The 15,226-nt window shown below is 67.6% G+C and carries 9 protein-coding genes; 3 read left to right on the forward strand and 6 right to left on the reverse strand.

Features of this window, described 5'->3' with window-relative positions; translation table 11 throughout:
* Positions 1-75: 75 nt before the first annotated feature.
* From CA236_RS08730 to CA236_RS08740, 3 genes are all read left to right on the forward strand, one after another.
* Positions 76-1,710 (forward strand): alkaline phosphatase D family protein, encoded by a 1,635-nt coding sequence (locus CA236_RS08730; RefSeq protein WP_125945312.1) that lies wholly within the window; start codon positions 76-78, stop codon positions 1,708-1,710.
* Positions 1,711-1,823: 113 nt separating this feature from the next.
* Positions 1,824-2,357: a translation initiation factor IF-3 gene (gene infC, locus CA236_RS08735; RefSeq protein WP_046409487.1), complete on the forward strand. Its 534-nt coding sequence runs from the start codon at positions 1,824-1,826 to the stop codon at positions 2,355-2,357.
* 239 nt (positions 2,358-2,596) lie between these two features.
* Positions 2,597-5,353, forward strand: a complete 2,757-nt coding sequence (locus CA236_RS08740) for a TonB-dependent receptor (protein WP_125945313.1) — start codon at positions 2,597-2,599, stop codon at positions 5,351-5,353.
* 119 nt (positions 5,354-5,472) lie between these two features.
* On the opposite strand, the gene CA236_RS08745 is transcribed toward CA236_RS08740, so the two are convergent.
* The 6 genes from CA236_RS08745 to CA236_RS08770 form a co-directional block, all read right to left on the reverse strand.
* Positions 5,473-8,220 (reverse strand): [protein-PII] uridylyltransferase, encoded by a 2,748-nt coding sequence (locus tag CA236_RS08745; protein WP_125945314.1) that lies wholly within the window; start codon positions 8,218-8,220, stop codon positions 5,473-5,475.
* A gap of 58 nt (positions 8,221-8,278) precedes the next feature.
* A complete protein-coding gene (locus tag CA236_RS08750) occupies positions 8,279-9,487 on the reverse strand; it encodes an ABC transporter permease (protein ID WP_046409482.1) in 1,209 nt (402 codons plus the stop codon).
* 36 nt (positions 9,488-9,523) lie between these two features.
* Positions 9,524-10,237, reverse strand: coding sequence for an ABC transporter ATP-binding protein (locus CA236_RS08755; protein WP_125945315.1), 714 nt, complete (start codon positions 10,235-10,237; stop codon positions 9,524-9,526).
* 52 nt (positions 10,238-10,289) lie between these two features.
* The gene (locus tag CA236_RS08760; protein ID WP_125945316.1) at positions 10,290-11,675 is read right to left on the reverse strand and encodes an efflux RND transporter periplasmic adaptor subunit; all 1,386 of its coding nucleotides are present in this window, start codon (positions 11,673-11,675) and stop codon (positions 10,290-10,292) included.
* Positions 11,675-13,162, reverse strand: a complete 1,488-nt coding sequence (locus CA236_RS08765) for an efflux transporter outer membrane subunit (RefSeq protein WP_046409665.1) — start codon at positions 13,160-13,162, stop codon at positions 11,675-11,677. Before CA236_RS08765 ends, CA236_RS08760 begins: the two co-directional genes overlap by 1 nt.
* Positions 13,163-13,264: 102 nt before the next feature.
* Positions 13,265-15,226 (reverse strand): acetyl/propionyl/methylcrotonyl-CoA carboxylase subunit alpha, encoded by a 1,962-nt coding sequence (locus tag CA236_RS08770; protein ID WP_125945317.1) that lies wholly within the window; start codon positions 15,224-15,226, stop codon positions 13,265-13,267.

Here is a 15,226-nt window from a genome sequence, read left to right on the forward strand (position 1 = left end):
TTGCCCCGCGACACCGATCTGTCACCTTCCTGCGCCATGGGCCGCTGACCAACCCTCCTTGTCGGGAGCGAACAGATGATCGACCTGAGCCGCCGCAGCCTTCTCGCCACCGGAATGTTCGGCGCGGGGGCGCTCGGCATCAGCGGTCTTGCCGCCGCGGACACGATCCTGGCGGCGCGCGGCTTCACCCATTCGGTGGCGAGCGGTGAGCCGGGGGCGGACGAGATCCTGCTATGGACGCGCTACGTTCCTGCCAGCGGCGATCATGCCCGGCTGCGGGTTGAATTGAGCGAGACGCCTGATTTCGCGCGCATTGCTGCGGGGGCGGAGGCGGTGACGGGGCCGTGGCGCGACTGGACGGCGAAGGTGACGGTGCTGGGGCTCCGGCCGGGCCGGACCTATCATTATCGTTTCCTTGCGCCCGACGGCACCGTCTCGCCGGTCGGCCGCACGCGCACCCTGCCCGATGATCGCGCGCAGCGGTTCCGCACCGCGATCTTCTCCTGCTCCAACATCGGCTTCGGCTTCTTCAACGCCTACGCCCATGCCGCGGCGCGCGACGACCTCGATCTCGCGCTGCACCTCGGCGATTATTTCTACGAATATGCCAATGGCACCTACCCGGCTCTGGCCGAGGTGATCGCCGATCGCCTGCCCCAGCCGAAGGGCGAGAGCATCCATCTGGCCGATTATCGCCTGCGCTACGCCAGCTACCGCGCCGACCCGGACCTTCAGGCGCTCCATGCGCGCCTGCCGATGATCGCCTCCTGGGATGACCATGAAAGCGCGAACAACAGCTGGGAAGGCGGCGCGCAGAACCATGATCCGGCGAGCGAGGGCGCATGGCACGAACGAAAGGCCGCCGCGATCCAGGCATGGCGCGAATGGATGCCGGTCTCCGACGAGCCGTGGAAGGCCTATGACATCGGCACGCTGGCGACACTGTTCCGCACCGACACGCGGCTCGCCGGCCGCTCCGCCTCGCCCGAACTCTCCACCATGCTGCGCTCGGGCGATCCGGTGCGCGCGATGGCGCAGTACCGCGACAATGAATGGCATGATCCGGCGCGCACCATGCTCGGGACCCAGCAGGAGGCATGGCTGCACCATGCGCTGGCGCAGTCGGTGAAGCGCGGCGCGGCGTGGCAGCTGGTCGGCTTCGGCACGATCATGGGCACCATGCGCGTGCCGCCCGAAACCGCGGGCTGGATCTCGCAGGCACGCCCCGGCGCCGCACCCTATATCCAGGCCGCGGTCGCGGCGGGGCAAGCGGGGCTGCCGACCGATCTCGACAATTGGGGCGGCTATCCCGCGGCGCGCCAGCGGTTCCTTGCCTCTGCGCAGGCCGCGGACGCCAATCTGGTGGTGCTGTGCGGCGACAGCCACAATGCCTGGGCGTTCGACCTGGCGCTGGACGGCGGCAAGGGCGCGCCTGTCGGCGTCGAGTTCGCCGGCCAGTCGGTCACCTCCAGCGGGTTCGAGACGGCGCTGACGGTCGATCCCGCCACCGTCGCGCGCGCGCTGGTCGCCGCCAGCCCGGAATTGAAATGGTGCGACACCAGCCGGCGCGGCTACATGACGCTGACCGTCGCGCCCGACCGGGTCAGCAACGACTGGCATTTCGTCGACACGGTGCGCACCCGCAGCCCGCGCGCGACGATCGGCCACAGCGCGCAGGTCCTGCGCAACCGCCGACGGATGACCGCCTGAGGGCTGCATGCATCTTCTCGCACCGGTCCCGCGATTGATGCCTTTTGATTGGCCGCATCAGGCATTATATATGGGAGATTGAAGCAACAGGAGAATTGACCATACGTCCGCCCATGATGCGCCGGCCAATGCAGGCGCCGCCGATGAACGGCCCCCGATTCAACGAGTGGATCCAGAGCCAGAAGGTCCGCGTGATCGATCACGAGGGCGAGAATCTCGGCGTGATGTACACTCGCGAGGCTATTGCGCAGGCGAAGGAGGTCGGGCTCGACCTGGTGGAGGTGTCGCCGAACGCCGATCCGCCGGTCGCCAAGTTCCTGGACGTGGGCAAGTACAAGTACGAGGCCCAGAAGAAGGCGAATCTCGCCCGCAAGAGCCAGAAGACGCAGGAGATCAAAGAGATCAAGATGCGTCCGAACATCGATGACCACGACTATGACACCAAGATGAAGAAGGTCGTGCAGTTCATCGAGGAAGGCGACAAGGTGAAGGTCACCATGCGCTTCCGCGGCCGCGAGCTGAGCCATGGCCAGCTGGGCATGAACGTGCTGCAGCGCGTTGCCGAGCAGGTGGCCGAGGTCGCCAAGGTGGAGGCTTACCCGCGCATGGAAGGCCGCCAGATGCTGATGGTCCTGGCACCGAAGTAAAATTTTTCGCCACCACCGGCTGAAAAGAGCCGCGCCCCCACCGGGCGCGGCTTTTTTTGCGTGTTGCCGTAGCGTCAACTGTCATTTGTGACAGTACCGTTTCGGACCAATGGTTGCATTTCCGCGACAGCCACATTCAAAAACAAGAGGTTGCGTGAAAATCGCTTAGGCGTGAACCGCACTCCCACTAAACGCTGCGCTCCAAACCCAAAGTTCAAAAACGAGATTCAGGAGAGCTCATGCGCCGCGTTGCTTCGCTTCTATCTACTGCCGCGATCTTCGTTGCCCTGCCCGCGCTCGCGCAGGAACAGCCCAGCGCTGATCCGCTCGCCGCCGGTTCGGTCCAGCAGTCGCAGAGCGCTCCCGCCGCGGATACCGATCTTGACCAGAGCCAGACCGGCGCCGGTGACATCGTCGTCACCGCGACCCGCCGTGCCGAGCGCCTTGCCGACGTGCCGATCGCCGTCTCCGCGGTCAGCCAGGCATCGCTGCAGAATTCGGGCGCGAACGACATTCGCGGCGTGGTGCAGCTCGCCCCGTCGCTGCTGATCTCCTCCACCGGCAGCGAGGCCAACGCCTCCGCCCGTATCCGCGGCATCGGCACCGTGGGTGACAACCCCGGCCTCGAAAGCTCGGTCGCGGTGTTCATCGATGGCGTGTACCGCAGCCGCACCGGCTCGGGCCTCAACGACATCGGCGAGGTTGACCGGATCGAAGTGCTGCGCGGGCCGCAGGGCACGCTGTCGGGCCGCAACGCATCGGCCGGCGCGATCAACGTCTACACCAAGGCGCCGTCGCAGACCTTCGGCGGCTATGTCGAGGGCACCTACGGCAATTACGACAACGTCCGCATCGCCGGTGCGATCACCGGCCCGGTGGTGGAGGACGTGCTGTCGTTCCGCCTCGACGGCGTGTGGAACAAGCGCGACGGTTTCTACCGCGATGTCGTCAACGATACCGACTACAACAACCGCAACCGCTGGTTCGTCCGCGGCCAGCTGCTGTTCGAACCGACCACCGACCTGTCGGTCCGCCTGATCGGCGACTATACGTGGCGTGACGAAAAGTGCTGCGGCGCGGTCTATGTCGACCTGCGCGAGAAGCAGGCCGTGCCGGGCCAGCCGGGCGAGGTCACGATCAACCCCGCCGGCAACCGCATCGTCGACGTGCTGCAGAGCCTGGGCGGCGTGTTCCCGAGCGCGGGCGATCCGTACAACCGCCGCATCGCCTTCTCGCCGGGTCGTGCGTATTCGAACGAGACGAAGGATTACGGCGGGTCGATGCAGATCGACTACAATTTCGGCAACGCCTCGCTGACGTCGATCACCGCCTATCGTGAGTACAAGGCCGGCAACGCCGCCGACATCGATTACGGCAATGTCGACCTGGGCTATCGCGCCGACGACGGCCGCGCCTTCCGCCAGTTCCATACCTTCACGCAGGAAGTCCGCCTGCAGGGTTCGCTGTTCGACGATCGCCTCGACTGGCTCGTCGGCGGCTTCTACTCGAACGAAGACCTGGTGATTGGCGACAACCTCCAGTTCGGTTCGCAATACGGTGCCTTTGCCGCCTGCCGCATCGTCGCCACGGTCAGCCCGGTCGCGGCGCTGCGCAACCCGGCGGCACCGGGCTGCCTCAGCCCCGCCGGCACCGCAACCCTGAGCGGCGCCTTTGGTCCGATCGCCGGCCCGGCACTGATCAACGGCCTGCGCACGCTGTCGACGCTCAACAACCTGGGCGATCGCAACGCGCGTTATTATCAGGACAGCGAGAATTACGCGTTCTTCACGCACAACATCTTCAAGCTGACCGATACGCTGTCGATCACCGCCGGCCTGCGCTGGACGCATGAGTCGAAGGACTTCCGCGCCAATTTCGACAACACCAACACCGTCTGCCCGCAGCTGCAGCAGGGTCTCGGCCCGCTGCTCGCCAACCCGGCGACCGCGGCGCTCGCCGGCGGCATCATCACGCTGGGCTGCACGGGCAATTCGTCGACCGCACTCAACGGCCTCGACCTGCGCAACAGCTTCGACGAAAGCGAGTTCACCGGCACCGGTGTCATCTCGTGGAAGCCGACGCGCGACCTGATGGTCTATGCCAGCTACTCGCGCGGCTACAAGGCGGGCGGCTACAACCTCGACCGTTCGGAACTGGCACCCAACGCCTTCACTCCGGTGACCAACGCCGGCGCGGCGCGCCTGCGCTTCGATCCGGAACTGGTGAACAGCTACGAAGCGGGCATCAAATACGCCACGCGCCAGTTCACCGCCAACCTGACGGTGTTCCGTTCGGACTTCGAGAACTTCCAGCTGAACACGTTCAACGGCACGAACTTCGTCGTCCAGAACATCGGCTCGTGCTCGGTCAGCCTGAACGGTGCGGATCAGGACAATTCGGCCACCACGGGCGCCTGCTCGGGTGACGTTGGTCCGGGCGTGCGCAGCCAGGGCGTCGAGCTTGAGCTCGGCATCTATCCGGCGCGCAACTTTGCGGTGAACCTCGGCTACACGCTGGCCGACACCAAGTTCCGCCGCAACCTGGTCGGCTCGGCCTCGGGCGAGCCGCTCGATCCGGCGCTGTTCCTGCTCGCCGGTCGCCAGATGTCGAACGCGCCGCGCAACGTGGTGACCTCGTCGGTCAGCTGGACGCCGGAAATCGGTGACTCGGGCCTCAGCGCGCTGTTCTATGTCGATGGCCGTCTGTCGAGCGACTACAACACCGGCTCGGACCTGTTCATCGAGAAGGAGCAGGACGGCTTCTTCGTGATGAACGCCCGCATCGGCCTGCGCGGCCTCGACTCCAACTGGGCGATCGAAGCCTTCGCGCAGAACCTGCTCAACGAAAACTATCAGCAGGTCGCCTTCAACGCGCCGTTCCAGGGTGCAGGCAGCCTGGCGCAGGTGCAGCGCTTCGGCGGCGTCGGGAACCAGATCTTCTCGTCGTTCCTCGCCGAGCCGCGCACCTACGGTCTGACGCTGCGCAAGCGCTTCTGATCGGATCGGGCGCCGCCCGCCGGCGCCCGTCCATTACGGACACCTTCACCCCCGGGTTCGCCCCCGGGGGTTTCTTTTTGTCTGGCAGGAAAAGTGTGCGGCCGACGCGGCGCGGTGAATCAGGCCGCCTCGTCCAGCGGCTTGCCCGCCGCCGCGTCCAGCAAGCGCCGCTCCAGCGTCTTCAGCCGCGGCCCGCTGGCGATCTTGTCGCCCGTCAGGTCGGTCAGATAGAAAGTGTCGACCGCGCGCTCGCCATAGGTCGCGACATGCGCCGAATGGATCGTCACCTTGGACTGGAACAGCGCATGGGCGAGCTGGTTGAGCAGCGCTGGCCGATCGCGCGCGTTGATCTCCACCACGGTGAAGCGGTTGGACGCGCGATTGTCGACCAGCACATTGGGCTCGATGCGAAAGGCGTCGGCGCGCATCCGCGGCAGCGGCTTGGCCTTCAGCCGCTCGACCAATTTGCCGCGATTGGCGAGCGCATCCTCGATCGCGGTGCGTAGCCGGGTCAGCTGCCCCTCGTCGTCGAACGGGCGGCCGACCGGGTCCTGCACTAGGAAATTGTCCAGCGCCATGCCGTCGCGCGTGGTGTGGATCCGCGCGTCGATGATGTTGCCGCCCGCGACATGGATCGCGCCCGCAATGCGATAGAAGATGCCCGGATGGTCGGCGGCATAGACCGTGACCAGGGTCGCCCCACGCTCGGCATAGACCTGCGCGTCAATCGCCAGCTGCGCATCGCCCACCGACGCCACGAAGCGCGCGTTATGCGCCAGCACGTCGTCGGGCTCGGCGATCCAATAGGCCTCGGGAAAGCGGCGGACATAGGCGGCCATCTGCGCCTCGTTCCAGCCCATGGCCGTGGCCAGCGCCTCCTGCTTGGCGGCGATCCGTTCCTCGCGGCCACGCTGCTTGTGGCCCAGCCGAAGCACTTCCTCCGCCGCCTCGAACAGGTCGCCGAGCAACTGGCGCTTCCACCCGTTCCACGTCCCCGGCCCCACCGCGCGAATGTCGACGATGGTCAGCACCAGCAGCAGGCGCAGCCGCTCGGGCGACTGGATGGTGGCGGTGAAATCGAGGATCGTCTTGAAATCCGACAGGTCGCGCTTGAACGCGGTCGCCGACATCAGCAGGTGGTAGCGGACCAGCCACGACACGGTTTCGGTCTCCGCGCGCGTCAGGCCGAAACGCGGGCACAGTTTCTGCGCCACCGCCGCGCCCAGGATCGAATGGTCGCCGCCGCGCCCCTTGGCGATATCGTGCAGCAGCACTGCGACATACAATACGCGGCGCGACACGATCTGCGGCATGATCGCGGTGGCCAGCGGATGCTCCGCCGCCAGATCGCCGCGCTCGATCCGCGCCAGCAGACCGATCGCGCGGATGGTGTGTTCGTCGACGGTATAATGGTGGTACATGTCGAACTGCATCTGCGCGACGACACGGCCGAAATCGGGCACGAAGCGGCCGAACACGCCCGTCTCGTTCATCCAGCGCAGCACCAGTTCCGGGTCGCGCGGGCTGGTCAGCACGTCGAGGAACAGCGCATTGGCGCGCGGATCGGTGCGCACATCGTCGACCAGCTTCGCGTCGCGCGTTGCGGCACGCAGCGCCTGCGGATGGATCTCCAGCTCGTGCAGGTCGGCAAGGTGAAAGATCTCGATCAGGCGCACCGGATCCTCGACGAAGAAATCGTCGCTCGGCAGCGCCAGTCGCCCCCGCTCCAGCACGAAGCCGTTGAGCTTGCGCGGGCGTCGGCGCAGCTGCGGCAGGCCGAACCGGCGGCCGCGCGCCGCAAATTGCTCGTCGATATGCGTCAGGAAGGTGCCGGTCAGCGCGCCGACGGTTTTCACCTGCAGGAAGTAATATTGCATGAACCGCTCGACCGCGGCCTTCCCCGGCCGGTCGGAATAGCGCATCCGTTCGGCAATCTCGCGCTGCATGTCGAAGGTCAGCCGATCCTCCGCGCGCCCCGCCGCGAGGTGCAAATGGCAGCGCACCGCCCACAGGAAATTGTCGGCACGGTGGAACAGTTTGTATTCGGCCGGGGTGAACAGCCCCACGTCGACCAGCTGCGCCGCGCGATCGACATCATAGACATATTTGCCGATCCAGAAGAGCGCGTGGAGGTCGCGCAGGCCCCCCTTCCCCTCCTTCACATTGGGTTCGACGACATAGCGCGTGTCGCCCATCTTCACGTGCCGCGCCTCGCGCTCGGCCAGCTTGTCAGCGATGAACTGACGCTCGGTCCCGTGCGTCACCTCCGCCTTGAAGCGGCCGATCGCCTCCTCGTACAGCGGCACGTCGCCGCAGACGTGGCGCCCCTCGAGCAGGGCGGTGCGGATCGTCACGTCGCCCTTCGCCTGACGCACCATGTCGTCCAGCGAGCGCGACGAATGGCCGACCTTCAGCCCCATGTCCCACAGCGAATAGAGCAGGGTCTCGATCACCTGCTCCGCCCAGGGCGGCTGCTTCCACGGGGTGAGGAAGGCGATGTCCACGTCGGAAAACGGCGCCATCTCGCCGCGGCCATAGCCACCGACCGCCATCAGCGTCAGCCGTTCGGACGCGGTCGGGTTGCTCAGCGGGTACAGCCGCTGAGTCGCCAGATCGTAGAGCAGCCGCAACAGCTGATCGATCAGGAACGCCTGCGCATTCGCCGCCTCCAGCCCGCGCGAGGGCCGGTCGGCGAGCCGCCGCGCGATCTCCGCGCGGCCGGCGTCCAGCGCGTCCTTCAGCTTGCCGATCGCGTCACGGCGCAGCAGCGCCGGATCGTCGGTGGCGATCGCGGCGATTTCCTCGGCGAGCGCACGGCGATCCACGATCGCGCGACGGTTGGGCACATTGTCGAAGCGCGTGTTCATGCCCGACGATGTAGGCGAGCCACGCAGCCACGGCCACCGCCCGATCGGTCAGGCGGCGCTATTCGTGGCGCAGCGCATCGATCGGGTTCAGCGATGCCGCGCGGCGGGCGGGGAAGTAGCCGAAGACCACGCCGATCACTGCGGAGATGGCAAAGGCGATGATGTTGATCTGCGGATCGAACGTCCAGGGCACCTGCATCAGCGGCGTCGCGATCAGGATCACCACCTGCGCCAGCGCCAGCCCGATCAGCCCGCCCAGCATCGACAGCACCACCGCCTCGACCAGGAATTGCATCAGCACCTCATTGGCGACCGCACCGATCGCCAGCCGGATACCGATCTCGCGCGTCCGCTCGGTCACCGACACCAGCATGATGTTCATGATGCCGATCCCGCCTACCACCAGGCTGATCGCCGCCACCGCCGCGACGATGCGGGTCAGCAGCGTCGTCGTGCCGGTCAGCGTGTCGCTGATCTGCTTGGTGTCGAAGATGTTGAAATCGTTCTGCTTGGTCCCGCTGATATGGCGCCGCTCGCGCAACAGGTCGGTGATCGCCGCCTGCACCGCCTCGGTCGAATAGGCCTGGTCGACTCCGACCATCATCAGTCGGACCTTGCGGTCGCCGGTGAAGCGGCGCTGCACCGCCTTGATCGGCATCACCACCGTATCGTCCTGATCGCCGCCAAAACCCGCCTGCCCGCGCGTGCTGAGCACGCCGATCACGTCGCAGCTGATCGCGCCGATGCGCATCCGCCGGCCGATCGGATCGCCGCCGCGGAACAGATTCTGCCGCACGGTATTGCCGATGATGCAGACCGACTTGCCTGCCTGCTCCTCCGCCGGCGTCCATGTCCGCCCCAGCGCCAGCGGCCAGGGCTGGACGACGAAAATGTCGTTGGTCGTGCCCTGCACCGTGGTGGACCAGTTCGCCCCTTCGTAGATCGCGGTGGCGCTGGTCGACACCTGCGGCGCAACCGCCGTGACGCCCGCCACCTGCCGCGCGATCGCGGTTACGTCCTCCGGATCGAAGTCGGGCGGGCGCGGGCCGCCGCCGCCGCGACCGAAGCCCTGGCCCGGGCGGATCTGCAGCACATTGGTGCCGAGCGCGGAGATCTGCTCCTGCACCGCGCTGGTCGTCGCCTTGCCCAGCGTCACCATCGCGACAACCGCGGCGACACCGATCACGATGCCGAGGATCGTCAGGAACGAACGCAGCAGGTGCCGCCGGATCGAGCGGATGGCGAGGACGAAGGTCGTGCCGAACATTCGCCTACCTCCGATCCGCAATGGGCGCGCGCGCGCTCATGCCGCGCCGCCGCGCTGGTGATCGTTGGCCTCGATCCGCTCCACCAGCCCGTCCTTGAAGTGGATCACGGTGTGCGCGAACGCGGCCATGTCGGGTTCGTGAGTCACCATCAGCACGGTGATCCCGCTTTCCTGGTTCAGGTTGGTGAGCAATTGCATGATCTCGACCGACCGTTCCGAATCGAGGTTGCCGGTCGGCTCGTCCGCCAGCAGCACTTCGGGCTGCGTAACGATCGCACGCGCGATCGCCACGCGCTGCTGCTGCCCGCCGGACAATTCCGCCGGCGTATGGTCCCACCAATCGGCCAGTCCGACCTTTTCCAGTGCCGCCATGCCCAGTTCGCGCCGCGCCTTGCGATCATCGCCGCGGTAGATCAGCGGCAGTTCGACATTCTCCAGCGCGCTCGTCCGGCTCAGCAGGTTGAACCCCTGGAATACGAAGCCGAGGTAGCGCCGTCGCAGCAGCGCGCGCTGGTCGCGGCTCAGCGTTTCGACATGATGGCCGCGAAACAGGAAGGTGCCGCCGCTCGGCACGTCGAGGCAGCCGAGGATGTTCATCGTCGTCGACTTGCCCGATCCCGACGGCCCCATCACCGCGACGAAATCACCCGCCGAGATATCCAGGTTGACGCCCCTCAGCGCCTGAAATGCGGTCGGCCCGGTGCCATATACCTTGGTCACGTTGCGCAGTGAGATGATCGGTTCGGCCATGCCCGGCGCCTGCCCGACAGCGGCGGCGGCGTGATTCCTCGCGGCGGGGGCGTCAGGCGCCACCGGCGCCTCCCGCACGCTGGCCGCTCCGCTGCCCGGCGCCCTTGGCCGCCGCCCTGCCCTCGGTGCCGGACAGCTGGCCGGTGACCACTTCCATGCCGGGCTTCAGCCCGCCCGACAGCACCTCGGTCACATTGCCGTTGGTATCGCCGGTGGTCACCTGCACCGGCTGCAACTGGCCATCGGCACCCTTCACATAGACCGTCTGCTGCGCGCCGCGCCCCAGCGTCGCCTCCCGCTCGGGCCGGCTGCCGCGACGCGGGCGGAAGGTCAGCGACCCGGCGATGCCGCCCTGGTCGCCGCCCGCTGCCGCCTGCGTCGGCTTGAACCGGAACGCCGCATTGGGGACCAGCAGGACGTTCTTCTTGTCGCTGGTGATGATGTCCGCCGTCGCGGTCATGCCGGGGCGAAGCTCCATCGTCGGGTTCGCCACCGACAGGTCTGCGGCATAGGACACCACCTGCCCCGCCGTGCTGGTCGTTCCCGTCGTGCTGCTCGACGCGCTTGCCGTGCTCGCGGTCAGGTTCGATCCCAGATCGACGCGCGTGATCGCCGCGGGGAAGGTGCGCCCGGGAAAGGCATCGACGGTGAAGGTCGCCGGCTGGCCTTCCTTCACCGATCCGACATCCGCCTCGTCGATCGCGACCTCAAGCTTCATCTTGCTGAGATCCTCGGCGATCACGAACAGCGTCGGCGTGTTGAACGATGCCGCGACGGTCTGGCCGGGATCGACCTGCCGCGCGAGCACCACGCCGTTGACCGGCGACACGATGATCGCGCGCTGCCGCTGCGTCTGGCTCTGCGCCAGAGTCGCGCGCGCGGCGGCAACATTCGCTTCGGCAACGCGCAGGGCAGCCACCGCGCGCTGCGCGTTGGCCTGCCCGGTCTGAAGCTCGGTCTTGGACGGCACGCGCCCGTTCGACAGCCGGTACACTTCCTGCAATCGCGCGAGCTGCGCCTGCGCCTCAGCGACGGTGGCGCGCGCCTGATTGACGCCTGCGACCTGCGCCGCGAGCTGCGCCTGCCCGGCGCGGATCTGATCGTCGATCTGCTCGGGATCGATCAGCGCCAGCGCCTGGCCGGCCTTCACCCGATCGTTCACGTCGACGACGACGCGGGTGACCAGCCCCGACAATTGCGAACCCACCGTCACCTGATTGGTCGGCGCCAGCTTGCCCGTCGCCGAGACCGTCACGGTCAGGTCGCCGCGCCGCACCGGGGCGGTGGCATAGCCGGGCGCCTCCGCCTTGCCGAACAGCCGGAACGCCAGAAGCACCAGCAGGATCACGCCGACCGCGATCGCGATCCACTTGACCCACCGCCGCCACGCCGGCTGCTCCTTGGTCCCAAGAAATTCGTCGAGCTGCTCGGTCGCCATCAGCGGTTCTCGTCCTGGCTAATGCCCCGCGCTTCGGGGGCCGTCGGAATGACATTGGCGTCCCAGCCGCCGCCCAGCGCGGAATATAGCTGCACCAGCGAATTGGCATGGTCGGCGCGCGCCTGCGCCGCGCTGTTGCGCGCGGACAGCAACGCTGCCTCCTGCTGGCTCAGCGTGGTGAAATCGGTGAGGCCGGTGCGATACTGGCTACGGCTCAGGATCGCGGAATTGTTCGCCGCCTCCAGCGCCACGGCGAACTCGCGCTCGCGCGCCTCGGCGGTGCGTAATGCCACGACAGCGTTCTCGACATCCTCAAGCGCAGTCAGCACCGCCTGCTTATAGGCCGCCAGCGCCGCATCGGTCGCCGCCTGCGCACTGCGCACCTGGCTGTTCAGCCGGCCGCCGTTGAAGATCGCCTGAGTCAGTCCGGCAAACAGCCCGCCGGTGATCGTGTCGAGCAGCCCGCCGAGATTCCCCGCGCGCGAGCTGATGTTGCCGCTAATCGCCAGCGCAGGATACAATTGCGCCTTGGCAACGCCGATCTGCGCGGTCGCCGCCGCCAGGTTGCGCTCGGCGGAACGGACATCGGGGCGTTGGCGCAGCACGTCGGCGGGGATGCCAACGCCGGCCGTATCGGGCCCGCGCGGGATCGGCTTCACCGCCGCCAGCATCGGCTTCAGCGCGCCGGGCGCCTGCCCGGTCAGAACGCCGAGCCGCGACACGGCAGCATTATATTGCTGCTCGATCAGCGGCACCGACGCGGCGGTCTGCGCCCGCTGCACCCGCGCCTGTTCCTGGTCGAGGCTGGAGACCAGCCCCGCCTGCACGCGGAATCCCGCGATCTCGAGATTGTCGTCCTGCAGCGCCAGGCTGTCGCGCGCATTGGCCAGCTGCAACTGGTAGAGCCGCGCCAGCACGTAATTGCGGGCAACCTCCGCCTGCACCGACAGCAGCACCGTCGCCTGATCGAGCCCCGACGCCTCATATTGCGCGCTTGTCGCCTCCACCGTGCGGCGGATCTCGCCGAACAGGCCAAGCTGATATTGCGCGTCGAGCCCCAGCGAGAAGTTCGATCCGCTGCCGCCGCCGATGCTCTGCGTCGTACCGTCGGGAAGCGTGATTACCGTCGTCCCGCCGCGCAGCGTTTCCGAACGGCTGTAGCCCGCCGAACCATTGATCGTCGGCAGCAGGCTGGCGCGGCTCTGCACCAGCGCCTCGCGCGCCTGCCGCAGCCGCGCGGTCGCCTGCACAATGTCGAGATTGGCGTCGGCGGCCCGTTCGACGAGGTCGCCCAGCACCGGATCGTCGAAGCTGCGCCACCAGCGCGTCAGATCCTCCCGCGTCGGCGGCGCGGTGACCGAATAGGCATCGGGCACGCCAAGTTCGGCCGGCGCGCGCGGGCGGTAATCCGGCCCGACGGTGCAGCCGCTCAGCACCAGCGCGCCCAGCGCAACGGCGGCCAGCAGGAACGGTGACCTGGATCGCATCATCATTGTGGCATGACCGCGCCGGCAAAAACGGTCCAGCATTTTAGTGTCGCGAAATGTCGCACGGCAGATTCCCCACTCCCGAACGCACCACAACGCGGGTCAGGCGAATTGGATCATCGCCTGATCGGCCGCGACATTCTGGCCCGGCGTCACCAGCACCGCGGCAACAATGCCGTCCCGATCGGCGCGCACGACATTTTCCATCTTCATCGCCTCGATAACAGCCAGCGGATCACCTGCCTGTACGTGCTGTCCCGGACGGGCCGACACCTGCGCGACGATGCCGGGCATCGGTGCGGTCAGGCGGCGCGCAGCGTCATCATCCGCGCCCTGCCCCAGATGATCGGCATAGGCCGCGATCCGCGCCGGCAGCACCCGCATGTCGAGCCGCGCGCCGCCGCTGCGCATCACCATCCCCAGCGGCGTTCGCACCACCCGCGCGATGACCGAAACGCCATCGATCGTGGCGCGGATCGTATCGGTACCCGGCATGGCGGCGTGATCGATCGCCAGCGCCGCGGCATCGATCAGAACGCCCTCATCGGTCATCACTACCGACACCTCGTCCGTGCCGATCCGCACCGACCAGTCGCGCGGTATCCGTCCGCCCAGCCGCTCTGCCTCCAGAAGAACGGCCAGCCCGATCAGCCCGCGTCGCCGCGCCGGATCGACCGCCGCACCGGCAAAGCCCTCGGGATATTCCTGCGCGATGAACCCGGTTTCCAGGTCCCCGCGGCGAAACCGCGGATGGCGCATCAGCGCGGCGGCGAAATCCAGGTTGGTCGCCGGTCCCTCAATGTCGAACGCATCCAGCGCACGGGCCTGCGCGTCCATCGCACCCGAACGATCCGGTGCCCAGGTGATCAGCTTGGCGATCATCGGATCGTAGAAACGCGAGATCGCGCTGCCCTCCGCCACGCCATCGTCGATGCGCACCGTCGCGCCCGCGCCATCCGGGCCGGCGTCAGGCGGCGCATAGCGGGTCAGCCGCCCGATGCTGGGCAGGAAATCGCGATACGGATCCTCGGCATAGATGCGCGTCTCGATCGCCCAACCGTTCAGCGCCACCTGATCCTGCGTGAACGCGAGCCGCTCACCCGCCGCGACGCGGATCATCTGCTCGACCAGGTCGATGCCGGTGATCGCCTCGGTCACCGGATGCTCCACCTGAAGCCGGGTGTTCATCTCGAGGAAGTAGAAATCGCTGCCGCTCGCATCGGCGCCCGACACGATCAACTCGACCGTGCCGGCGCTGTGATAGCCGACCGCGCGGGCAAGGGCGATCGCCTGCTCCCCCATTGCGCGGCGCATCGCAGGGGTGACGAACGGCGACGGCGCCTCCTCCACCACCTTCTGGTGGCGGCGCTGGATCGAACATTCGCGTTCGCCGAGGAACACCATGTTGCCGTGCCGGTCGCCGAGCAGCTGGATCTCGATATGGCGCGGCCGCTCGATGAACTTCTCGATCAACACGCGGTCGTCGCCGAACGCCGCCGCGGCCTCGCGCCGGGTGGCGTCGAAACCGTCGCGCACGCCCGCCGCGTCCCGGGCGAGCCGCATCCCCTTGCCCCCGCCGCCGGCCGACGCCTTGATCATCACCGGATAGCCGATCGCTTCGGCGACGCGCAGCGCCTCGGCCAGGTCGTCGACCGGGCCGGGATGGCCCGGCACCACGTTGACGCCCGCCGCCGCGGCGATCTGCTTCGACCGGATCTTGTCGCCCATCGCCGCGATCGCCTGCGCCGGCGGGCCGATGAAGGTCACGCCCGCGGCCGCGCTTTGCTCGGCGAAATCGGCCCGCTCCGACAGGAAGCCATAGCCGGGGTGAATCGCCTCCGCCCCGCTGTCCCGCGCCGCCGCCAGGATCAGGTCGCCGCGAAGATAACTGTCGACGGCCGGTGCCGGCCCGATCCGGATCGCCTCGTCCGCCATCGCGACATGCGGCGCGCGCGCGTCCGCGTCGGAATAGACCGCGACGGTGGCGATCCCCATGCGCCGCGCGGTGCGGATCACGCGGCACGCAATCTCGCCCCGGTTGGCGATCAGGATCTTGCCGAACAT

Source organism: Sphingomonas sp. ABOLG, assembly GCF_003950435.1.
In the GTDB taxonomy this organism is placed as follows: domain Bacteria; phylum Pseudomonadota; class Alphaproteobacteria; order Sphingomonadales; family Sphingomonadaceae; genus Sphingomonas; species Sphingomonas panaciterrae.

Bases quoted from the DNA above. Each gene is read 5' to 3' on its own strand.
- CA236_RS08730 (WP_125945312.1), top strand. From the start codon at position 76: ATGATCGACCTGAGCCGCCGCAGCCTTCTCGCCACCGGAATGTTCGGC.
- infC (WP_046409487.1), top strand. From the start codon at position 1,824: ATGATGCGCCGGCCAATGCAGGCGCCGCCGATGAACGGCCCCCGATTC.
- CA236_RS08740 (WP_125945313.1), top strand. From the start codon at position 2,597: ATGCGCCGCGTTGCTTCGCTTCTATCTACTGCCGCGATCTTCGTTGCC.
- CA236_RS08745 (WP_125945314.1), bottom strand. From the start codon at position 8,220: ATGAACACGCGCTTCGACAATGTGCCCAACCGTCGCGCGATCGTGGAT.
- CA236_RS08750 (WP_046409482.1), bottom strand. From the start codon at position 9,487: ATGTTCGGCACGACCTTCGTCCTCGCCATCCGCTCGATCCGGCGGCAC.
- CA236_RS08755 (WP_125945315.1), bottom strand. From the start codon at position 10,237: ATGGCCGAACCGATCATCTCACTGCGCAACGTGACCAAGGTATATGGC.
- CA236_RS08760 (WP_125945316.1), bottom strand. From the start codon at position 11,675: ATGGCGACCGAGCAGCTCGACGAATTTCTTGGGACCAAGGAGCAGCCG.
- CA236_RS08765 (WP_046409665.1), bottom strand. From the start codon at position 13,162: ATGCGATCCAGGTCACCGTTCCTGCTGGCCGCCGTTGCGCTGGGCGCG.
- CA236_RS08770 (WP_125945317.1), bottom strand. From the start codon at position 15,226: ATGTTCGGCAAGATCCTGATCGCCAACCGGGGCGAGATTGCGTGCCGC.